Origin of the sequence: Streptomyces sp. NPDC048349 (assembly GCF_040651925.1) — a bacterium.
Classification (GTDB): Bacteria; Actinomycetota; Actinomycetes; order Streptomycetales; family Streptomycetaceae; genus Streptomyces.
In genome coordinates, this window is the sequence record NZ_JBEZLA010000017.1 from 39,736 (window position 1) to 60,863 (window position 21,128).

The window sequence follows — 21,128 nt, forward strand, 5'->3', positions numbered from 1 at the left end:
TGGGGATGTTGCTGTGGCGGCTGCCTCGCGCGTACAACCCTGACGGGGGGACGCGTGTCCTACAGGCGTGGCAGAGGCACTGCTGGAACCGGCCGTCCTACCGGCGCGCATCGGGGTCATCCCGTCGCCCCGGGGCTCCCGCGTGTCCGGCGGCGGTCTCCCCGTGATCATTCCCGTCCCGCCGGCCGGGCCCTCCGAGGTGCCCGTACGGGCCGCCGTACCGACCTGGGGCGGCCGCGTGCCCGCGCCGCGCGACAGCGCTGAGACGGGCGGCGGCACGAGCCCCACGAGCGAGGCCGCGACCGGGCCAGTGCCCGGGGCCACGGCCGGGACCGAGGCCGTCACCGAGCAGGTCCCGGTGGTGGCGGGCACCACCGTCGACCACCTCACGGAGACCTACCAGGCCCACTACCGCTCGCTCCTGGGCCTCGCCGCGCTGCTCCTGGACGACACCGCCTCCTGCGAGGACGTGGTCCAGGAGGCGTTCATCCGCGTGCACTCGGCCCGCAACCGGGTCCGTGACCGCGACAAGACGCTGGCGTACCTGCGCCAGACCGTCGTGAACCTCTCCCGGTCCGCCCTGCGCCGGCGCATCCTCGGTCTCAAGCTGCTCTCGAAGCCGATGCCGAACATGGCGAGCGCCGAGGAAGGCGCGTACGACCAGCTGGAGCGGGACGATCTGATCAAGGCGATGCGCGGACTGCAGCGCCGCCAGCGAGAGGTGCTCGTGCTGCGGTACTTCGCGGACATGACGGAAGCCCAGGTGGCCGAGACGCTCGGGGTGTCGCTCGGCTCGGTGAAGGCGTACGGATCGCGGGGGATTGCCGCGCTGCGGGTGGCGATGGAGGCTGCGCAGTCATGATGGACGACCACACCGCGCCCGGCGGCGCGAGCGACGAAGAGGCGCTGCGGGGCCTGCTGCACGGGGCCGTCGAGGGCTTGCAGCCCGCCGAGGGCGCGCTGGAGCGGCTGCGCTACGCCGTCCCCGCCCGGCGGACCCTCAAGCGGCAGGCCTTCATCGGCGCCGCGGCCGTCGCCCTGCTCGCCGGGACGGCCATCCCGGCGACCCTGCACCTGGCGGCCGACGAGACCGCCACCACCGAGCACTCGACGATGGCCGGACACGGGGCCGAGTCGGGCGAGAAGCCGGGCTCCGCACACTCCGACCCGCACCTGAACGGGTCCGGGAGCCAGCCCAGGGCCACGCGTTCCGGCGGCGGCGTGCCCGACGCGGGCGGCGCCACCGGCCAGCCCGACCCCACGGCCTCCGGTTCTCCGGCAGGCGGTGTGACGGCAGGACCGTCCAGCCGCGGCACCGATCCCGGCACGCTCGTGGGCGCCGGCAACGGCCCGCAGCCGCCGGCGGCCGCACCGGCCGTGCCCGGGTGCGGCGCCGAGCAGCTGGGGGTGGTGGGTGCGGCCCGTGCCCCCGAGGCCGACGGCAAGATCTACGGCAGTTTCAAGGTCACCAACGTCTCGGCGCAGGGCTGCACCGTCACCGGCCCGGACACGGTGACGGCGGCCGCCGCGGCCGGTGCCCCGACCGGCCCGGGCTCCGCGGTCGCCGTGGTCGGCCACACGGCGGGGGACCCGGCGAGCGGGCTGCTGCCCGATCCGTCGGCGGAGGCGCCGGTGCTGGTGCTCCCGCCGAACTCGGCGTACGAGGTCCGCTTCGCCTGGGTGCCGTCGGCGGAGCCGTGCGCCGCGGCGAGCCCGGACGCGGGAGCGACGCCGCCGCAGGGCCAGTCCGCCGACACGCCGGTCGCCGATCCGGAGACGGGGACCACGCCCCCGCAGGCTCCGGGCGTGGCCGTGTCCCACACCCCGCCGACGGGCGCCCCGGTCACGCGGACGACGATTCCCGAGGCCTGCGGGGGGACGGTGTACCGCACGGGAGCGATCCCGGTGGACGCGCCGAAGCCGTAGCGAGCGGACAGCGGACGGCGGACAGCAGACGGCGGACAGCGCAGAGCGAATCGCGAAGAGCGGAAGCGAGAGGGAGCCGCGGCCCGATCCGAAGGACAGGCTCCCCGACCGCCGGGCCGTGGCTCCCGACCGCTACGCCGACGCGGCCCGGACCGTTTCGGCCGGTACCAGGCCCGCCTCCGCGTCGCGCAGGGTCTCCACCTCGCGGCGGTAGAGGCGGAACCACATGAAGAGCACGAAGGCGACGAAGACGAACCACTCGCCGGTGTAGCCGAGGTTCTGGAAGGCCTTCAGGTCCAGCCCGGTGTTGTTCGGGGCCGCGGCGGGCACCGGGGTCATGCCGTCCGACGGGGTCAGCACGGTCAGCCAGGCGTCGTACAGGTCGTACGGGACGATGTTGACCAGCGAGGCCGCCCCGATCACGCCGAGCTGGCCGGCCGGCAGGCCGCCCTGGGCGTGGACCCCTTTGGTACCGGAGTTCTCGGAGGCCTGGAGCGCGCCGGTGACCTCGACGCGGCCCGCCGGCGCGGCCGGCGCCTTCGCCGGATCGGCCGTCCCCGGCAGCCAGCCCCGGACGACCGGGACGGCCTTGCCGGAGTCGGTCTTCAGCAGGGTCAGCACGTAGAAGCCGGTCGCGCCGTCCAGCCGGCGCTCGGGGACCAGCAGCTGGTCGCCGTACTCCCCGGACGCAGAGGCCAGCCGCCCGGAGGTCTTCTTGTCCACCGGGAGCAGCGAGTCCAGGGGGGCGGCCGTCTGGTCGGCCGGGCGCTCGGAGGTCGCCTCGCGGTGGCTGTCGACGCGGTCCTCGAACCGGCCGAGCTGCCAGGACCCCATGAACAGGCAGAAGGGGACGGCGAGCGCGACGAAGACGTTGATCCCCCACCAGCGCGGGGTCAGGAGAAACCGGTGCACCCCACCACCGTACGGGGGGTGCACCGGACCGGGTTTAGCGGGGCAGGTGCTTCTGCGCGAATTCCAGCTCCATCCGGACCTGCTTGATCCGCTCCTCCACGACCAGCGAGCCGTGCCCGGCGTCGTAGCGGTACACCTCGTGCACCGCGCCGCGCGCCGCCAGCCGGTCGACGTAGTTGTCAATCTGCCGGATCGGGCAGCGCGGGTCGTTGACGCCCGCAGCGATGTGGACGGGAGCCTTCACCGCGTCGACGTACGTCAGCGGCGAGGAGACCTCGAAGCGGTCCGGGACCTCCTCCGGCGTGCCGCCGAAGAGCGTGCGGTCCAGGGACTTCAGCGCCTCCATCTCGTCGTGGTAGGCGGTCACGTAGTCCGCCACCGGTACGGCGGCCAGCCCGACCGCCCAGTCGTCGGGCCGCATGCCGAGGCCCAGCAGCGTCAGGTACCCGCCCCAGGACCCGCCCGACAGCACCATCCGCGCCGGGTCCGCGAGGCCGGAGTCGACGGCCCACTCCCGGACCGCCGTGATGTCCTCCAGCTCGATCAGGCCGACCCGGTGCTTGAGGGCGTCGGTCCACGCGCGGCCGTAGCCGGTCGAGCCGCGGTAGTTGACCCGGACGACGGCGAAGCCGTGGTCCAGCCAGGCCGCCGGGGTCGCCGCGAAGGCGTCGGAGTCGTGCCAGGTGGGTCCGCCGTGGATCTCGAAGACCGTCGGGAAGGGGCCGTCGCCGTGCCCGGCCGGCCGCTGCGCGAGCGCGTGGATGCGCCCGCCGGGGCCCTCCACCCACACGTCCTGCACCGGCTGCGAACCGGGCGCCCGGAAGCCGGGCGGGTCCAGGACGGTCGCGCCCGAGGTGGACCGCACGACCGAGGGCTCGGCCGCCGTGGACCACTGGTACTCCACCGTCCCGTCGGGGCGGGCCGTCGCGCCCGACACCGTCCCCGGGGGCGTGTCCACGCGTACGAGCTCCCGCGCGGCCAGGTCGTAGCGCCACAGCTCGCTGCGCGCCTCGAAGTCGTGCACGATCAGCAGGGCGGAGCCGTCCGGATACCACTCGGCGCTGACGTCGCCCGGCAGGTCGATTGCGAGCTCCTCCTCGGCCCCGTCGGCCACGTCCCACACCATCGGCTCCCAGCGGCCGCGCCGCTGGTGGCCGACCAGCAGCCGGGTGTCGCCCGCGGCCGGTGCGAAGCCGAGTACCTCCAGGCCCAGCTCCTCGGCGCCGCCCCGCGAGTCGTCCAGCTCGGCGACGGTGGCGCCGTCGAGGGTGACCACGCGCAGCGCGGAGTGCATGGCGTCACCGTGCTCCGTGTGCTCGATGGCGACCAGGGTCCCGTCGCGGGACAGGTCGCCGACGCCGGCGGACTCCCGGTGCCGGTAGATCACGGTGGGCTCGGTGCCGTCCGGCCGCACCACGTGGATGGTCGTGCCGTCCTCGTCGGTGGAGCGGCCCACGACGGCCGTGCCGTCGCGGCCGATGGCCAGCCCGGCGGGGTAGGAGGGCTCCAGCCCGGGGGTGGCCGGCTCGTCGGGGCCGCCCGCGAAGGGCTGGCGCACCCAGGTGCCGAACTCGTCGCCGTCGGTGTCGGAGAACCACCAGATCCACTCTCCGTCGGGGGAGAGGGTGCCGTCGGTGGTGCCGTTGGGGCGGTCGGTGGCCTGCCGCTGGACGCCGGTGGCGCGGTCCCAGGCGTAGAGCTCGAAGGTCCCGGTCGCGTTGGAGACGAAGAGCGAACGGTCCGGAGCGTCCTCGGCCCACTCGGGCAGCCCGACGCGCGACGCCCGGAACCGCTGCTCCCACGCGGGCATCTCGGAAGCGGGGGCTGCGCCGACGGGGGTCTCCCCGCGGGTCTCCGCGGGGGTCTGGCCGGGGTCTTCGCCCGTGGTCTCGCCGGTGGTCAGATCGGTGTCGCTGGTCATGCCCCCCATTCTTGCCGCACCCCGCGCGGGGATGCCGACTGCTCCGTACGGGCGCACGGTGGAACCCGTACGCGTGTTCCACCGTGTTCCGTGTTCCGTGTTCCGAAGAGGAGTGATCACGGCCAAGAAGGCGCGCGCGGCTGAGTCCGGCAACCGGTCACGTCCGCGCCCTCCCGCGAGGTCGCGGGCCGCGTGCGTACGCTGACCGCATGCGGATGATCGTCCGGGGTGCCCGGCTGCTGCACGCCCACGGCCCGTCCGGTGCGCCGGGCGGGGCACCGGCCGACGCGCTGCCCGATGCGCTGCCCGATGCGCTGCGCCACGCGTTGTACGACGTGGAGGTCGGCGAGGACGGGCGGATCGCGCGGGTGGTCCCGTACGACGACCAGAAGGAGCCGCCCGCCACCGGGACCCTCATCGAGGCCCACGGCTCGCTGCTCACCGCTCCCTTCGTCGAGCCGCACATCCACCTCGACACGGCCCTGACGGCCGGCGAGCCGCGCCCCAACGCCTCCGGCACCCTCTGGGAGGGCATCGCCTGCTGGAGCGAGCGCAAGCGGACCCTGACCCGCGAGGACGTCGTTTCGCGGGCCACCGAGGTGCTGCGCTGGCAGGCGGCGCAGGGCGTGCTGCACGTGCGGACCCACTGCGACGTGACCGACCCGGCGCTCACCGCGCTCGACGCGCTGCTGGAGGTGCGCGACCGGGTCCGGGACGTCATGACCCTGCAGATCGTGGCCTTCCCGCAGGAGGGGATCGTCTCCTTCCCGGACGGCGAGGCGCTGCTGCGCGAGGCCGTGGCGCGCGGAGCGGACGTCGTCGGCGCCATCCCGCACTTCGAGGACACCCGGGAGGACGGGGTCGCCTCGCTGGGCATCGCCTTCGCGCTCGCGGAGGCGAACGGCCTGCGCGTGGACGCGCACTGCGACGAGATCGACGACGAGCAGTCCCGCTTCGTGGAGGTGCTGGCCACCCTCGCGCTCCGCTCGGGCCTGCGCGAGCGCGCCACGGCCTCCCACACGACGGCCATGGGCTCCTACAATGGCGCCTACAGCTTCAAACTCCAGCGGCTGCTGTCGCGTTCGGGCATCAACCTGGTCGCCAACCCCTTCGCCAACCTCAACCTCCAGGGCCGCTTCGACGCCTATCCCAAGCGGCGCGGCCTGACCCAGGTCAAGGAGATGCTGGCGGCGGGGGTCAACGTGGCCTTCGGCCACGACGACGTCATGGACCCGTGGAACGCGCTCGGCACCGGCAACCCGCTGCAGACCGCCCTGGTCGGGCTGTATGCCGCCCAGCTCACCGGCGCGCACGAGATCCCGCTGGCCTTCTCGATGGTGACGGAGCGTGCGGCGCGGGTCCTGGGCCTGTCGGACGTGGAGTACGGCATCAGGGAGGGCGCCCCGGCCTCCTTCGTCCTGCTCCCGGCGCCGACGCCGCAGGAGGCCGTCCGCCGCCAGGTCAGGCCCCGGTACGTCGTCGCCCACGGCACGGTCCTGGCCCACACCCCGCCCGCCCCGACCCTGCTCTCCTGGCCGGGAGAACCCCCGTCGGACGTCGACTTCAGCCGGGCCTGACCGGTACGACACCCCCTAGGCTGGCGCCCCATGACATGGACTCTTGACACCGCAGCGGCCCGGGCAGCCTTCCTGATCGCCTCGGAGTACGCGGACGCCGATCTGCTCGCCCACTCGGTCCGCTCGTACGCCTTCGGCGCCGACCACGCGCAGCGGCACGGCCTGGAATACGACGCCGAGCTCTTCTACGTGTCGGCCCTCCTGCACGATCTTGGCCTGACGGCCCCGTTCGACAGCCACACCCTCCCCTTCGAGGAGGCGGGCGGCCATGTCGCGCGCGTCCTGACGGCGGGGCTGGGCTGGTCCACGGCCCGCCGTGACCGCGCCGCGGAGGTGATCGTCCTGCACATGAGGGACGACGTGACCGCGGACGAGGACGTGGAGAGCCACCTCCTCCAGGTCGGCACGAGCGCCGACGTGTCGGGACTGCGCCTGAGCGAATTCGACCCGGCTTTCACGGCGGGGCTGCTCGCCGCGCATCCGCGGGGCGGATTCGGCGCCGCCTTCCTCGCACTGGCCGAGGAGCAGGCGAAGCGCAAGCCCGACTGTGCGGCGGCGGCCTACGTCGCGGGCGGCGCGGCCCTGCGCATCGCGGCCAACCCGCTGGAAGCGGCCCGGTAGCCCCCGGCGGCCAGGAGTCCCGGCTGCCAGCAGTCCCCCGGCAGTCCCCGGCCGCCGGGAGCCAGGTCACAGGCCGCGCTCGACCATGCCGATCAGGTCCTGGCCGGCCTCGTGGGCCTGGGCTTCGGTGACTCCGCGCAGGGGGCCGTCGATCATCAGGACGGCCAGGCCGTGGACCGCCGACCAGGCGAGGAACTCCGCGCCCGCACGGCGCTCGGCGGGCAGCCGGCCCGTCTCCACGAGGCCGTCCAGGGCGGCGCCCAGGAGCTCGAAGGGGGTCAGCCCGCCCGTGCCGGCCGCGGTGGTGTCCGTGGCGTAGGCCATGTCGGCCGGGACGTGGAAGGCCGTGCGGAACAGGCCCGGCTCGGTCACGGCGAAGCGGAGGTAGCCGGTCCCCACGGCGCGGAAACGGGCCCGGGCGCGGGCCGCGGGATCGTCCCCGGCCTCGGCGACCAGCCGGTCGATCTCCTCCTCCATCGTGAGCGCCACCCGGGCCATGGCCGCCTGCGAGACCCCGTGCACCAGGGCCGCGCGGTCGGCGAAGTGCCGGTAGGCGGCGTTGGGGGAGACCCCGGCGCGCCGGGTGACCTCGCGCAGCGAGACGGCATCGGGCCCGCCCTCGCGGGCCAGCTCCAGCGCCGCGTCGAGCAGGGCGTTGCGCAGGTTGCCGTGCCGGTACGTGCTCCGCTTGGGCGGCGGCGGCGGCGCGGGCGGCTCGGAGCCGGGTGTCGTGGGGGGCATCTTTCGCTCCGCTCGATGTGGACAGTGTCTACTTACAGGCATAGCCTACGGGCAGACGCACGCCGTCAAGGCGACCGCCCTGGCCCCGCTGCCGGCGGAGTTCCTCGTGTGAGAACCGGGTTCGCGCGACCCCGTCGGATAGCGTTCCCGCATGTCGTGGGACGAGGACGGAACACCGCACCCGCTCGCACAGCGCCGCACCGGCCGCAGCGAACTGGAGCCGGACCGGCTGCCCGAGGTCCGGGAGCTGGAGGTGCTCGGCTGGGAGCCCGCGCCCGAGGAACTGCGCTGGGCCTTCCTCCCGTACGTCTGGCCCCCGGCGGCCCGTACCTGGATCCCCGACCGCTCCACGCACTGGGCGGTGGAGACCTCCCTGGACGGCCACGGCCACATCACCGGCGTCGAGGCCGCCCCGCTCCCCGAGGCGGACCTGCACGAGCTCGAGGGGGAGACCGGGACCGTCCTGGCCGGCCTCGGCCTGCCGCCCCGCCCCGAGGGCCGGCTGTGGCTGCTCCGCCCGGTCGGCCCCTTCCCCACCGTCGGTGAACTCCTCAGCCACCTCGTCGCGCTGGCCGCCGAGCGGGGAGTGGAAGCCGGGGCCACGGCCGAGTTCCTGGCCCTGGTCCGCGCCGAACTCGACGCCCTCGCCGGACGGGCGTGATCCGGCGATCGCGGCGCACCCGTACCGGATGACGGCAGGTGTCCGCGCGAGGAACGCGGCGCCAAGGCCTGGCCAAATCCCACCTGGTTGAGCAAGGATCACGTCCGCACCGCGCCACGCGCGTTCTTCCGGCACATCACGCCCTTCCCAGGAGGATGTTCATGCCTCGCCGTATACCCAGCGGCCTGATCGCCGCGGCCGCCGCCACCGCGGCACTCGCCATGGCCGCACCCGCCTCGGCATCCGCGTCCGCCCCGGCCGCCCCCCTCCCCCAGGGCCGCGTCTTCATGGTCAACCCCGTCCAGTCCACCGGTGACCAGACGCTGACCGACGCCAAGGACTCCGCCGGCGCCGTGCCGGCGTCCGCCTACGCCACGGCCGCGCTGCGCAACCTCGACGCGAGCGGCGGGCTGTCGGGGAAGTGGGCGCGCGTCCGGTCGGACACCGGCCCTTCCGCCAAGACCGCGGACGCCGCCTCCTACAACCGCCATGACGACCAGTTCGAGCAGGTCATGGCCTACTTCTGGGTCAACGAGGCGCAGGAGTACCTGCAGGGCCTGGGCTTCGGCAGCGAGCTGCGCGGGGCCAACGACCGGGTCCAGCCCGTGCGCATCAACCAGTGGGGCGCCGACAACTCCTTCTTCACCGACAAGAAGGACGAGATCCGCTTCGGCAAGGGCGGCGTCGACGACGCCGAGGACGCCGAGGTGGTCCTCCACGAGTACGGCCACGCGGTCCACGAGGCCCAGGTCCCCGGCTTCGGCACCTCCCCGGAGGCCGGCGCGATCGGCGAGGCCTTCGGCGACTACCTGGCCGTCGAGGTCGGCACGCACGCCGTCGCCCGCTACGGCTGGGTCCGCACGGCCGACGAGGCGTGCGTCGCCGACTGGGACTCGATCACCTACAGCGACGCCCCGCACTGCCTGCGCCGGATCGACGGGTCCAAGGTCTACGCGGACCGGATCGGCGAGGTCCACGCGGACGGCGAGATCTGGTCCCGCGCGCTCTTCGACATCCGGGGTGCGCTGGGTGCCAGGGCCGCCGACCGCGTCATCGTGAACGCGCAGTTCGGGTTCGCGCCCGACACCAGCTTCACGGACGCGGCGCTGAAGACGGTCGCGACCGCCGAGCGCATGTACGGCAAGGGCGCGGCGGACGCGGTGCGCGCCGCGTTCCGCGCCCGGCAGATCCCCGGCGTCTAAAGGCGGTTGGCGGACACCGGCCGGCCCCGGGGTGCAACTCGCCCCGGGGCCAAGCGGAATGTTCCGTTTTTGACCGTTGAGCGGACATCGGGATCCTCTTTCCGGACAACAGCTGGTCAAATTCTTGTTGCATACCTGTCAATCGGCCCCTCCTTCCTGGCACTCTCGCTGCCGCCCCCACGGCAACGAAGGAGACCGAGTGACCCACCACCTGTCCTCACCCCCCACCTCCCGCACCTCCCGCAGCCGGACCCGCGTGCTGCGCGCCGCCGCCCTCGTCGCCTCCGCGGCGATGACCGCGCTCGCCGTCCAGAGCGGCTCCGCCAACGCGGCCGCCGACCGCGAGGAAGGCGCGACCGCCCTGCGCCTGTCGACCGCCGCGCGCGCCCAGGCGATCGCCGCCGCGCAGACCGAAGCGGTCGGTACCGCGCGCGCCATCGGCCTCTCCGACCAGGAGCGCCTCGTGGCCCGCGACGTGATCAAGGACGCGGACGGCACGGTCCACACCCGCTACGAGCGCACCTACGCCGGCCTGCCCGTCCTCGGCGGCGACCTCGTCGTCCACCAGAAGAAGGACGGCAGCCGCAAGACCACCAAGGGCACCGAGGCCCGCATAGCCCCCGCCGCCGCCCGCTCCCTGCAGGCCGCCCCCGCCGGCGCCCGCCCGGTGGTCTGGGCCGCGACCGGCTCGCCGGTCTTCGCCTACGAGGCCGTCGTCACCGGCACCCAGCCCGACGGCACCCCCAGCGAGCGCCACGTCATCACGGACGCGGCCACCGGCGCCGAGCTCTGGGCGTACGAGGCCATCGAGACCGGCACCGGCACCAGCCAGTACTCCGGTCCGGTCACGCTCGGCACCACCCCGAGCGGATCGACGTACAACCTGACCGACGCGGGCCGCGGCGGCCACAAGACGTACGACCTGAACGGCGGCACCACCGGCACCGGCAGCCTGTTCACCGACGCCGACGACAAGTGGGGCGATGGACTGGCGACGAACCGGCAGACCGCCGCCGTCGACGCCGCCTACGGTGCGGCCGTCACCTGGGACTTCTACCAGGCCGAGCTCGGCCGCAACGGCATCGCCGGCGACGGCAAGGCCGCGTACTCCCGGGTCCACTACGGCAACGCGTACGTCAACGCCTTCTGGTCCGACCAGTGCTTCTGCATGACCTACGGCGACGGCGCGGGCAACCTCAAGCCGCTCACCTCCCTGGACGTCGCCGGCCACGAGATGAGCCACGGCCTGACCGCCGCCACGGCCAAGCTGAACTACAACCGCGAGTCCGGCGGCCTGAACGAGGCCACCAGCGACATCCTCGGCACCTCGGTGGAGTTCTTCGCGAACAACTCCTCCGACACCGGTGACTACCTCATCGGCGAGAAGATCGACATCCGCGGCAACGGCACCCCGCTGCGCTACATGGACAAGCCCAGCAAGGACGGCTCCTCGGCCGACTACTGGTCGAAGTCCGTCGGCCGTCTCGACGTCCACCACTCCTCGGGCGTCGCCAACCACTTCTTCTACCTGCTCGCCGAGGGCAGCGGCGCGAAGACCATCAACGGGGTGTCCTACGACTCCCCGACCTATGACGGCTCCACGGTCACCGGCATCGGCCGGACCAAGGCCTACAAGATCTGGTACAAGGCGCTGTCGACTTACATGACGTCGACCACCACCTACGCGGGGGCGCGCACCGCGACCCTCCAGGCGACGGCCGACCTGTACGGCACGTCGGGCACCGAATACCAGCAGGTGGCGGCGGCCTGGACGGCCGTCAACGTCAAGTGACGCACTGACAATCCCCGGTGCCGGGCCCCCCGACCCACCCGGCACCGGGCCACCGCAACGCCCGCCGTCCCGGGGCGGCAGAGTCCCCGATGGCCGGGGCGGCGGCCATGGACGAGATCATCAGGACCGCCCCGAAGGCATGGTCACCGATTGTCGCCCAGACGCAGAGAGAGCCGGTGCAGATTGCTCTGCACCGGCTCTCACCTGGTCTTACTCTGTCGGGGTGGCGGGATTTGAACCCACGACCTCTTCGTCCCGAACGATGTCCACCCAAGATCCCCACCAGCGGGGATGGCGTTTGACCTGGTCAGCGCGTCGGCCTGGGTTGGGCTGGCGCGGTCCGGAGGGGTCTCGGGGTGGTCGGCTTCCAGCTGGCTCCCAGCCGCCGATGCAGGCCGACCCGTGATCGCACGCCTGACCGTGCCAGCACTCGACAGGCGGCTTCAGATCACCGTCGAAGGCGCGTGCTTGCTCAGATAGCTCTTGAAGGTCTTCCTGATCTCCGCCTGGACGTAGCCCGCCTGCAGCGAATTGGGCACCACATCCCGCTCGAAGCCTCTTTTCCGGGCATCGAGGTAACGCACGATGCTCGACGATCCGGTATTGGAGATGAAGAGCTCGTTCTGGGTACGGATGTCAGCGCGCAGTCCCTCGAAGTTCCGCGCGAGCCCGATGCCGAGGTTGGAGACGTAGTACTTGCACTCGACGATGAGTACGGACTGACTGCCTCGGGGTGCGATGCCCTGTGCACGGCTCAGGGCGGCTTCCTCAGCTGGCAGTACCAAGACGTCGCACTCGTGCAGGACCCCCGACGCACCCGTCACATAGACACCGAGGTGAACTTCGAGGGCGGGCGCGCCGTCGAACTCGATCACGGCGTGGGTAAAGGGTTGGCTGTTGCCGTACAGATGGCCAGGCCCTGTTCGGAACACGAGACTGCTGGCCTTGGCCCCGTCGACGTCTTCGTAGGTGACGGTGGCGCCATGCCGACTCGCCGTCGCGACGATCAGCGAGAAGATGAACCCCTCGTATACGTCGTTCGGCTTGGATGCGGAGTCGTACGAGACCGTTCCTGCCGCCAGAAGGCTCTTGATCTCACCGATGAGGTGATTGACAGGGCTCAACTGCGCACCTCCCCGGTGACTTCATCCAGCAGACGACTGAGCCGTTCACGCTGCTCGACGGGCACCCGATCTGCCCGGATCTCCGTTCGGCTGCGACGAGACCGGGAGCTCTCGTCAGGTTCGAACGAGAGCTCCTCGGCGATACTGCGTCTGCCGGCGTCGCCCTCGGGCTCGGTCTGAAGCAACTTCAACGTCTCCAGTTCGATCTCAGGCAGCTCCACCAGCACCCGCCTCACAGCATCGAGGAGGAGCTGGACGCGCTCCTGATCTGTCATGGCTCGCGTGGCGATGACCAGCGTCCCCCGCTTGCGTGATGCCTCGAACTCGACGAACCCGAGCATGGATCGGTCCACGACCTCATATCGGGCCGCTGCCAAGGCCGGGCTGGCGTCGCGGGAGTCATCACCGCGGCGCTGCGCGCGCCGGCGGAGGATCTTCTCCTCCGGTACACCTGCTGCGATCGCGGCGTCGACATCGTCGAGCACCCAAGCCAAATCAGTGCCTTGCAGGGCTTCGCGGAGCTCCTGCTCGGTATGGCGAAGTTCGAACTGGTTCATGTCCCCCCTTGAGAGTGGCGGTCTGATGCATGCAGGTCACGTCAGTGCGCGGCTCCCACCGACAAGGTCGACGGGAGCCAACAGGCCAGCTGAAGGCGGGCCAACGCGCGAGGCCACCCGTACCCGCATCGAACTCGCCATCACCGAGCTGGGCTTCGTACGAGGCGGCGCACCCACGGAACACGCCGCCCACTGGCGATGCAACGGCTTCGCCACCTGGCTCTTCCACCCGGCGACGACGGGCTGGTTCCCGAAGAAGGCTCCGCAGGAGCCCCGTCCCGTTCCACTCCTCGGCGACCCGTTCCCGGGCATACCGGTCCGAGGTCGGAACGCCCAGGGTCGCGCCTACCCCTGCTGGACGGCCATCGTCAGCAGCCTGACCCCGCACGGCCTGCGCCGCTCCCACCGCGCCCACACGGAGGATCTTGGCACGAAGAAGGTCCTCATGGACTAACGCATGGGGCACCTCGACGGCTCGGTCTCCGCCCGCTATGCCCACGTCACCCCAGGCAGGCGACGACGGCTGACGGCCGGCCTCACCCAGCAGTGGGAGGCAGCCATCGTCGCGCGCCTCGCGATGAGCCCCAGCTCGCCGGTCCGCGCGCTCGACACCCTGCTGCGAGCACGCACGGCGTTGGGTTAGGTGCGCGCAAGGCGCCACTTCGCGGGTGTTCCTGCTACTGCGAGAGACCGAACTGTGCCCAACAGGCGCTCTTACCCCTGCGCAGTGCCTCACCCACGCTGGTGGTCGGTGACAGGGGGAGGGAACGGGCAGCTCGTAAGCGGAAGCGTCGGTCCGTCCGGCGCAAGCGCCGAGACGACCGGCTCACGCCGGGAGCCGTCGGCGGTATCGAGGTGCTGGAGGGTGCTCGCGTCGGCCTGGGCGGTGATCTGGCCCTACCTCGTCGGGACGCTTGTCATCGCGACCGCGGCAGGTGGGCCTGGTGGCTGTGGAAGACGGACAGGCTTATCCGCACCGGTGACCGGACACTCGCGACGACTGCGCGGATGTGCGCGGACGGCTGCCCGACGGCCGGAGCATGGTGATCCAGCGCAAGGGTTGTGGGGGAAAGAGAAGAGTTCCCATGGGCTCGCACATATCCCGTTGCGGCGCAAACTGGCTCAGATTCCGTTCCAGCCGCACCGCAGCCAGTCCTTCGGTGAAGAGCACCCCGCGTTTCAACTCGGCCCACGCCTTTCCTCCGAACGACCCGACTTCTCTGCCGTCAAATTGACAGCTGCTGTCGGGTATTGCTGAAGCTGGAAGACTGGCTGTCGGCGGCGGACTGGGTAAGCTCATCAATTGGGCTGTCCTGCCATTCTTCAAGCTGTTTCGCCAGGGCAGATGCGGAGTCATTGTCGCATGACAGGACAACGGAGAATTTCGTGAGCGTTACGCCTTCAGGTCTCTTGGTGTAGGACCATCGCTGACCAGCGCGCCACAGGCATCCGAAGAATGTTTTGCGGGCATCGCCGTCCTCGGAAAGGACACTCTCAGTGGATTCGATGACCAGGATGTGATTGTCCGCCGAAAGCCAATTAAGGTCGCGCACGCAGTCATAGAAGGCGTTCCAGTTCCATCCAAAATAATCAGGGAACTTTAGCACTTCCGAGAAGTGGTGGAACACCGACACCTCGTGGGGCATTTCCTGACCGTTGAGACGCGCCACGTACGCGCTGCCTGACGCGGGCAGGAGCTCATCGAGAGGTACGCTGCCGCCTGGCGTGATGACATGCATCCACGGGGCAATAGGAATTGCCGACGCCTGTTCCTTCATCGCTCCACCCATCTGGGACTTCTGCCCACAATGTACGTGTGATTAGTGAGTCGGAGTGCTTGCCCGAGGGTTCGTGGGTGGGAAGTTGGTAGCCGCCGTTCTTGCCACTGCTGTCGAACGTCTCAGTTCACCACTTCGGCCTAGGGAAGCCTGGCTCACCCCCAACCGAAGTTGTACTTCTCCATGTCTCGGAGGACTTCCATGGACTCCGCGGGATGGAGTTAGGTACTCATCCCTCTTCAATGTTGCCGACGTTCCCCAGCGTTCCTCCGGGACTGAAGGCCGGGCAGCCTGCCAGCACTGGGGTCGACTCACGTGTGCTGATTGGGGACAAAATTAAAGGAGGTTTTCAGCAGAGCAGGGTTCGGTCCGAGACTGTAACCTTGGGGAGCACTTGAATTTCTATGTTCCCGACGGTGTCGCTGGTGCTGAAATCCACAGTCACCTTCGACGATTCGGGCCCATCGATAATGCGGAGGAGTGTTGCACCTTCTCGAAAGATGGTGAAGCTTGAGTCTCCCTGTTCGGGGTGCCAAGTGACTGCGACAGACCTACCGGTCGCATCGTACGAGAGCTCTAGTTTCCCGTCGACTACTTCAGTGAAGTCGACTGTGCATTGACCGTCTCCCGTAATGACGGGCTCCACTCCAAATGTATTGACGAACTCTTGCAACTCTGGTGTTGCGAATGCTCCCACAATCCGCCCCTTCCGCGGTTGAGACTCAGGGGTTGAGGTCGATGCCCCGTTTCCCCTGCACTTTCGAATCTCATCCTCGCCCCGACCTCCGGAAGTCGTGGTGCGCTCGGCCAGCGTGTCGAGGTCGAACCGGTTCACCAGGGTGGCGTAGCTGATCGCCTGGAGGTGGACGTCGCGGTCGGCGATACCCCGCTCCAGCTCGACCACCACGAGGCGCCCGGTGGCATCCAGGCCCAGGACGTCCAAGCGGTCACGCGTCGGCACCCCGTCCGTGTCGGCCCACCCATCGAACTCGGAGGTGATCACGAGCACCGATTCGCCGAGGACCAGAGGATGCGCGATTACCCACTCCTGGAGGTGCTGCCGTTCGAGAGGTCTTCCGCTGCCAGCGTGGTCGGTGGGACCGGCGTGGCCGAGCCCCCGTCGACAGTGAAGAGATGATCCACGCTGTCCCCTGCCGATGCGTCAGCCAGGCGCTCTGACGTCGGCCGCCCCGAGCCTACGTGCGGGTCGCTCCCCGGGTCAGTTCGTTCCGGTAGATCGCGGAAGGGTTCGGGAGCCGTCGGGGAGCCGATTCCGAAGTCGGCTCCCCGACGGCTCCCAAGACAGGGGCGAACGCCAAACAGGGGCCTGATCCGCGATGCGGATCAGGCCCCTGACCTGGTCTTACTCTGTCGGGGTGGCGGGATTTGAACCCACGACCTCTTCGTCCCGAACGAAGCGCGCTGCCAAGCTGCGCTACACCCCGATCGTCACCCTTGCAGCGCTTGCTGCCCTGGCGACATCGATTACTTTAGCGGACCCTCGGCCGGAGACGAAATCCGGTTTTCACGGAGGGGCGTGCGGCGGGGGCGGGGCGCCGGGCGGTAGCGGTCCGCCGCGACCGGGGCCAGGCCGAGGGCGGAGAAGAGTGGGCCCGGGCCGCGGCCCGGATCAGGGCACGAAGGCCGCCGGGACGGTGCGACGGGACGGTGCGACGCCGACGGTGCGACGGGGCGTGATCATCCCGTCGGCGTACCTACGCCTGCGTCTTCGGCGTCAGAGTCAGGAGGGTCGCTTCCGGCGGGCACGCGAAGCGGACCGGGGTGAACCGGTTGGTGCCGCATCCCGCCGAGACGTGGAGGTACGCGCGGTTGCCGTCCGCCTCGTGCGCGGAGAGGCCCTTCACCCGCTTGGTGTCCAGGTCGCAGTTGGTGACGAGCGCCCCGTAGAAGGGGATGCACAGCTGTCCGCCGTGCGTGTGCCCGGCGAGGATCAGCGGGTACCGGTCGGCGGTGAAGGCCTCGAGGACCCGCAGGTAGGGGGCGTGCACCACGGCCATCGAGAAGTCCGCGTCCGGCTCCGGGCCGCCCGCGACCTGCTCGTAGCGGTCGCGCTTGATGTGCGGGTCGTCCAGGCCGGTGAAGGCCAGCTCCATGCCCTCCAGCCGCAGCCGGCCCCGGGTGTTGGTGAGGTTCAGCCAGCCCGCCTTGTCGAAGGCGTCCCGCATCTCCTCCCACGGGTTGTGGACGGCTCCGACGACCGGCTTGTTGCCGTTCAGCCCGTGCCGGCCCTGGGCCTTCTCGAGCAGGTAGCGCCCGGGGTTGCGCAGCCGGGGCCCGTAGTAGTCGTTCGACCCGAAGACGTACACGCCCGGGAAGTCCATCAGGGGACCCAGCGCGTCGAGCAGCTCGGGGATGCCCTCGGTGTCCGAGAGGTTGTCGCCGGTGTTGACGACGAAGTCGGGGCGCAGGCCCGCCAGGGAATGCAGCCAGGCGCGCTTCTTGCGCTGGCCGCCGACCATGTGGATGTCCGAGACCTGGAGCACGCGCAACGGGCGCATGCCCTGCGGGAGCACCGGCACCGTGACCCGGCGCAGCCGGAAGGACCTCGCCTCGAAACCGGCGGCGTAGGCCAGGCCCGCGGCCCCCACCGCGGCGATTCCGGCAGCTGCCTTCAGGGGGACTCCGTAACGCGCACGCATGGCCCCATCGTCGCAGACCCGGAAAACCTGCGGGCGCCACCGCCCCCGCAGGTGGCAGACTCAGGTGCATGACCACGCTCAAGGCCAAGCTCCAGGAAGACCTCACGACCGCCATCAGGGAGCGGAACGAGCTGCACTCGTCCACCCTGCGGCTGACCCTCTCCGCCATCACCAACCAGGAGGTCGCGGGCAAGGAAGCCCGTGTCCTGTCCGACGAGGAAGTCCTCAAGGTGATCGCCAAGGAGGCGAAGAAGCGCCGTGAGGCGGCGGATGCCTTCACCCAGGGCGGCCGTCCCGAGCAGGCCGCCCGAGAGGCCGCGGAGGGCGAGTTCCTCGACACGTACCTGCCCAAGCAGCTGGCCGACGACGAGCTCGTCGCGATCGTGGCGCAGGCCGTCGAAGAGGCCAGGGCGGCGGGCGCCGAGGGGCCGCGGGCCATGGGCGCCGTCATGAAGATCGTGGGCCCGAAGGTCGCCGGGCTGGCCGAGGGCGGTCGCGTCGCCGCCGTCGTCAAGCAGCAGCTCTCCTGAGCCGTACGTGACGAAGGGGCACTCGGCCGGACCGGCCGGGTGCCCCTTCGCGTGTCGTTGCCGCCTACTGGGTGTCGCGGCCGCCGATCAGGCCGGGCTGGATGGTGATCCCGGGGAACGGGTTGTCCGGCGTGGCGCCGCCCGTCGTACCGCCGTCCGTCGTCCCGCCGGGCCGTCCGCCGGGCTTGTTGTCGCCCCCGGGCTTGCCGGGCTTGCCGGGCTTGCTCGGGTTCGTGGCCGGCCTGCCGCCGTTGGTGCCGCCCGGAAGTGCGGGTTCCGGGATGCTGACGGTGGTGAAGGTGGGGGCCTCGCGTCCGGCGAGTGCTCCGGTGATCGCGTCCTTCCAGATCGGACCGGGCAGACCGCCGCCGAAGACCTTGTCGTAGTACCTGCCGCCGATCTCGATGTTCTCCATCGTGATCTTCTTCGCGCCGCCCGAGCCGACCCACACCGCGCCCGAGATGTTCGGGGTGTAGCCGACGAACCAGGCGTTGTACCGGGAGTCGGTCGTACCGGTCTTGCCCGCGCTGTCGCGGTCGGTCAGGCCGGCCCGCTCACCGGTACCGGAGTCGACCACTCCGCGCAGCAGGGTGTTGATGGTGTCGGCGGTGTCCGGAGCCATCGCACGGTCGCACTTGGTCTTCGGCACGGCGAGCGCCTTGCCGTGCGCGTCGGTGATCGACTCGATGGCGACGGGGGTGCAGTACACGCCGCGGTTGGCGAAGGTCGCGTAGGCGTTGGCCATCGTCAGCGGGGAGAGCTCGGCGGATCCGAGCGCGATCGAGGGCGCCTCCACCAGCTTCTCGCCGTTGGCCGAGACCACGCCGAGCTTCTGCGTCATCTCCGTAACCGGGCACAGCCCGATCTCCGAGATCATCTGCACGAAGTAGGTGTTGATGGACTTCTCCATCGCCGTCCGCATCGCGTACGGGCCGACCTCGTCCTCGGTCTCGTTCTCGGCCGTCTGCAGCTTGCCGTTCGACAGCGGCAGGTTGAGCCAGTTGGTGCCGTCGCACTTCGGCACCGGGCTCGGGTAGTCCATCTTGTTCGGCGCCGGGTACACCTTGGTCGGCGGCATGCCCCGCTCTATGGCGGCGGCCGCGATGAACGGCTTGAAGGTGGAGCCGACCTGGAAGCCGAAGTTCGAGCCGCCCATCCGCTTGTCCACGGAGTAGTTGATCTGCGTCTCGTTCTTCCCGAAGCCGTACGGCTTGGACTGCCCCATGGCCAGCACCCGGCCGGTGCCCGGCTGGACCATGGTCACGGCCGTCGCGATCGAGTCGTCCTGGTAGACGTGGTCCTTGATCGACTCGTTGGCCGCGTCCTGCGACTGCGGGTCCAGGGTGGTGCGGACGGTCAGGCCGCCCTGGTTCCAGACCTTGGCCCGCTCCTCGCGCGTCTTGCCGAAGACCGCGTCGGTCAGGAAGCTGTTGCGCACGTAGTCGCAGAAGAAGCCCGCGCCCTTGACCGCGGTGATGCAGCCGTTCTTGGGCCGGGTCACCTTCAGCGTGACCGGCTTGGCCTTCGCCGCGTCCGCCTCCGCCTGCGAGACGTCCTTGATGTCGGCCATCCGCTGGAGGACGATGTTGCGGCGCTTCATCGCCTCCTGCGCGTCGTTCACCGGGTCGTAGCGGCTCGGCGACTGGACGACGCCCGCGAGCAGCGCGGACTCCTCGAGGGTGAGGTCCTTGGCCGGCTTGCTGAAGTAGCGCTGGGCCGCGGATTCGATTCCGTACGCCTGCTGGCCGAAGTACGTGATGTTGAGGTAGTTCTCGAGGATCTTCTTCTTCCCGAGTTCCTCTTCGACCTGGATCGCGTACTTCAGCTCGCGGATCTTGCGGCCGAGGCTCTTCTCCTGGGCCTCGCGCACCTTGGTCTCGTCGTCGCCCGCCTCTTCGACGAACACGTTCTTCACGTACTGCTGGGTGAGGGTGGAGGCGCCCTGCGCGGCGCCGCCTTCCTGTGCGTTGCGGTTGACCGCGCGCAGGATGCCCTTCAGGTCGACCGCGCCGTGCTCGTAGAAACGCGAGTCCTCGATGGCGACGATTGCCTTCTGCATGTACGGGGAGATCGCCGTGAGGGGGACCACCTGCCGGTCCCGCGAATAGACAGTGGCGATCAAGCCACCTTCGGAGTCCAGAATCGTGGTCCGCTGGCTCAGCGGCGGAGTCTTGAGATTGGCCGGGATCTCATCGAATCCCTCGACCGTTCCCTTGGCCGCGAGCCCCAGGGCGCCTGCCGCCGGGATCGCCATGCCGGCCAGCACAACTCCGGAGAGAACGGACACACCGAGGAACTTGGCGGCCTGCTGGCTCCCCGTGAGCCCGCCGCCCGAGCGCTTCTTTCCCATGGAGGGCAGCCTACGTTCTCATTCGCCGGACACACGCGAATGCCTTGGCCTAAGCTGTCCTCAACTGTCACAGCAGCGCGGTGCGACATCAACCCCTCGGCTTGATTTTCACCCTTCCCGAATGGGGTGGACTCATGTCCGAATCCCGCCTGCCGCGTCGGACGGCCCCACTGGCGGCTCGGTGATTTCACCCGAATCGCCGGAATGGTCGGGCATGTCGTCCGATCACTCCGTCGGGTGATCTGCCGCTTACCCATAGTCCGTTCGGACCATTCAAGATTGGGCCCGTCGGGGGTGTTGCACTGTGCTCGCCTTCCGTAACGTCCTCAACTGGCAGCGGTGAATATGCCGCTACCGCCGTGGGGGAGCCTCGATTCGGGAGAGGACGGCGCCGGGATGGGCTGGGTTACCGACTGGAGTGCGCAGGCAGCCTGCCGCACTACCGATCCGGATGAACTGTTCGTTCAAGGAGCGGCACAGAACAGGGCCAAGGCGGTGTGCACCGGATGTCCGGTGCGGACCGAGTGCCTGGCCGACGCGCTCGACAATCGCGTCGAGTTCGGCGTGTGGGGCGGAATGACCGAGCGGGAACGCCGTGCACTGCTGCGCAGGCGCCCCACCGTCACCTCGTGGCGACGGCTGCTCGAAACCGCGCGCACGGAGTACGAGCGCAGTACGGGCATCCTGACCATGGATGCCGGCGAGGAGATCGACGTTCCGTACGAGACGTACGCGGCAGCCGGGTAGATCACCCGGACGCCACGTCGTACGGACGC

The 21,128-nt window shown here is 70.4% G+C and carries 18 protein-coding genes, 1 tRNA gene and 1 pseudogene; 10 read left to right on the forward strand and 10 right to left on the reverse strand.

The window, feature by feature from the left end; genetic code table 11:
* Positions 1-67 precede the first annotated feature (67 nt).
* Together AB0D44_RS12360 and AB0D44_RS12365 are read left to right on the forward strand one after the other, a co-directional pair.
* On the forward strand, positions 68-862 hold the full coding sequence (locus AB0D44_RS12360; RefSeq protein ID WP_362588465.1) for a SigE family RNA polymerase sigma factor: 795 nt from the start codon (positions 68-70) through the stop codon (positions 860-862).
* Complete coding sequence (locus AB0D44_RS12365) at positions 859-1,926, forward strand: hypothetical protein (protein ID WP_362588468.1); 1,068 nt, start codon at positions 859-861, stop codon at positions 1,924-1,926. The genes AB0D44_RS12360 and AB0D44_RS12365 overlap by 4 nt, the downstream gene beginning before the upstream one ends.
* A gap of 132 nt (positions 1,927-2,058) precedes the next feature.
* Here AB0D44_RS12365 and AB0D44_RS12370 read toward each other — a convergent pair whose 3' ends face one another.
* A complete protein-coding gene (locus tag AB0D44_RS12370) occupies positions 2,059-2,838 on the reverse strand; it encodes an SURF1 family protein (RefSeq protein WP_362588471.1) in 780 nt (259 codons plus the stop codon).
* A gap of 34 nt (positions 2,839-2,872) precedes the next feature.
* Positions 2,873-4,648 (reverse strand): prolyl oligopeptidase family serine peptidase, encoded by a 1,776-nt coding sequence (locus AB0D44_RS12375; protein WP_362588623.1) that lies wholly within the window; start codon positions 4,646-4,648, stop codon positions 2,873-2,875.
* A gap of 320 nt (positions 4,649-4,968) precedes the next feature.
* Between AB0D44_RS12375 and codA the strand changes: the two genes are divergently transcribed.
* Positions 4,969-6,336, forward strand: a complete 1,368-nt coding sequence (gene codA, locus AB0D44_RS12380; RefSeq protein WP_362588474.1) for a cytosine deaminase — start codon at positions 4,969-4,971, stop codon at positions 6,334-6,336.
* A 30-nt stretch (positions 6,337-6,366) separates the two neighbouring features.
* Positions 6,367-6,957 carry an HD domain-containing protein gene (locus AB0D44_RS12385; RefSeq protein ID WP_362588476.1) on the forward strand — a complete coding sequence of 197 codons (591 nt, stop codon included), beginning with the start codon at positions 6,367-6,369 and terminating at the stop codon, positions 6,955-6,957.
* 66 nt (positions 6,958-7,023) lie between these two features.
* Here the strand turns inward: AB0D44_RS12385 and AB0D44_RS12390 are convergent, their stop codons facing one another.
* Positions 7,024-7,698 (reverse strand): TetR/AcrR family transcriptional regulator, encoded by a 675-nt coding sequence (locus tag AB0D44_RS12390; protein ID WP_362588478.1) that lies wholly within the window; start codon positions 7,696-7,698, stop codon positions 7,024-7,026.
* 151 nt (positions 7,699-7,849) lie between these two features.
* Here AB0D44_RS12390 and AB0D44_RS12395 point away from each other — a divergent pair, with 151 nt between their 5' ends.
* The 3 genes from AB0D44_RS12395 to AB0D44_RS12405 all read left to right on the forward strand — a co-directional run bounded on the left by AB0D44_RS12395 (position 7,850) and on the right by AB0D44_RS12405 (position 11,353).
* The gene (locus tag AB0D44_RS12395) at positions 7,850-8,359 is read left to right on the forward strand and encodes a DUF5956 family protein (protein WP_362588481.1); all 510 of its coding nucleotides are present in this window, start codon (positions 7,850-7,852) and stop codon (positions 8,357-8,359) included.
* Positions 8,360-8,520: 161 nt separating this feature from the next.
* Positions 8,521-9,561, forward strand: coding sequence for a M4 family metallopeptidase (locus tag AB0D44_RS12400; protein ID WP_362588484.1), 1,041 nt, complete (start codon positions 8,521-8,523; stop codon positions 9,559-9,561).
* Positions 9,562-9,853: 292 nt separating this feature from the next.
* Positions 9,854-11,353: a M4 family metallopeptidase gene (locus tag AB0D44_RS12405; RefSeq protein WP_362588626.1), complete on the forward strand. Its 1,500-nt coding sequence runs from the start codon at positions 9,854-9,856 to the stop codon at positions 11,351-11,353.
* A gap of 443 nt (positions 11,354-11,796) precedes the next feature.
* Here AB0D44_RS12405 and AB0D44_RS12410 read toward each other — a convergent pair whose 3' ends face one another.
* A complete protein-coding gene (locus tag AB0D44_RS12410) occupies positions 11,797-12,477 on the reverse strand; it encodes a hypothetical protein (RefSeq protein WP_362588487.1) in 681 nt (226 codons plus the stop codon).
* On the reverse strand, positions 12,474-13,034 hold the full coding sequence (locus AB0D44_RS12415) for a hypothetical protein (protein ID WP_362588490.1): 561 nt from the start codon (positions 13,032-13,034) through the stop codon (positions 12,474-12,476). The genes AB0D44_RS12410 and AB0D44_RS12415 overlap by 4 nt, the downstream gene beginning before the upstream one ends.
* A 109-nt stretch (positions 13,035-13,143) precedes the next feature.
* On the opposite strand from AB0D44_RS12415, the pseudogene AB0D44_RS12420 reads away from it, so the two are divergent.
* Positions 13,144-13,677 (forward strand): annotated as a pseudogene (locus AB0D44_RS12420) (LacI family transcriptional regulator); the annotation flags it as partial.
* A 583-nt stretch (positions 13,678-14,260) separates the two neighbouring features.
* Here AB0D44_RS12420 and AB0D44_RS12425 read toward each other — a convergent pair.
* From AB0D44_RS12425 to AB0D44_RS12440, 4 genes are all read right to left on the reverse strand, one after another.
* Positions 14,261-14,824: a barstar family protein gene (locus AB0D44_RS12425; RefSeq protein ID WP_362588493.1), complete on the reverse strand. Its 564-nt coding sequence runs from the start codon at positions 14,822-14,824 to the stop codon at positions 14,261-14,263.
* Between the two features lie 337 nt (positions 14,825-15,161).
* Positions 15,162-15,815, reverse strand: coding sequence for a hypothetical protein (locus AB0D44_RS12430; RefSeq protein WP_362588496.1), 654 nt, complete (start codon positions 15,813-15,815; stop codon positions 15,162-15,164).
* 368 nt (positions 15,816-16,183) lie between these two features.
* A tRNA-Pro gene (locus tag AB0D44_RS12435) sits at positions 16,184-16,257 on the reverse strand.
* Positions 16,258-16,527: 270 nt separating this feature from the next.
* Positions 16,528-17,472 (reverse strand): metallophosphoesterase, encoded by a 945-nt coding sequence (locus AB0D44_RS12440; protein ID WP_362588499.1) that lies wholly within the window; start codon positions 17,470-17,472, stop codon positions 16,528-16,530.
* 68 nt (positions 17,473-17,540) lie between these two features.
* Here AB0D44_RS12440 and AB0D44_RS12445 point away from each other — a divergent pair, with 68 nt between their 5' ends.
* On the forward strand, positions 17,541-18,002 hold the full coding sequence (locus AB0D44_RS12445) for a GatB/YqeY domain-containing protein (RefSeq protein ID WP_362588502.1): 462 nt from the start codon (positions 17,541-17,543) through the stop codon (positions 18,000-18,002).
* A gap of 64 nt (positions 18,003-18,066) precedes the next feature.
* Here AB0D44_RS12445 and AB0D44_RS12450 read toward each other — a convergent pair whose 3' ends face one another.
* Positions 18,067-20,352 (reverse strand): transglycosylase domain-containing protein, encoded by a 2,286-nt coding sequence (locus AB0D44_RS12450; protein WP_362588505.1) that lies wholly within the window; start codon positions 20,350-20,352, stop codon positions 18,067-18,069.
* A gap of 396 nt (positions 20,353-20,748) precedes the next feature.
* Between AB0D44_RS12450 and AB0D44_RS12455 the strand changes: the two genes are divergently transcribed.
* Positions 20,749-21,099, forward strand: coding sequence for a WhiB family transcriptional regulator (locus AB0D44_RS12455; protein WP_362588508.1), 351 nt, complete (start codon positions 20,749-20,751; stop codon positions 21,097-21,099).
* The last annotated feature ends 29 nt before the right edge of the window (positions 21,100-21,128 follow it).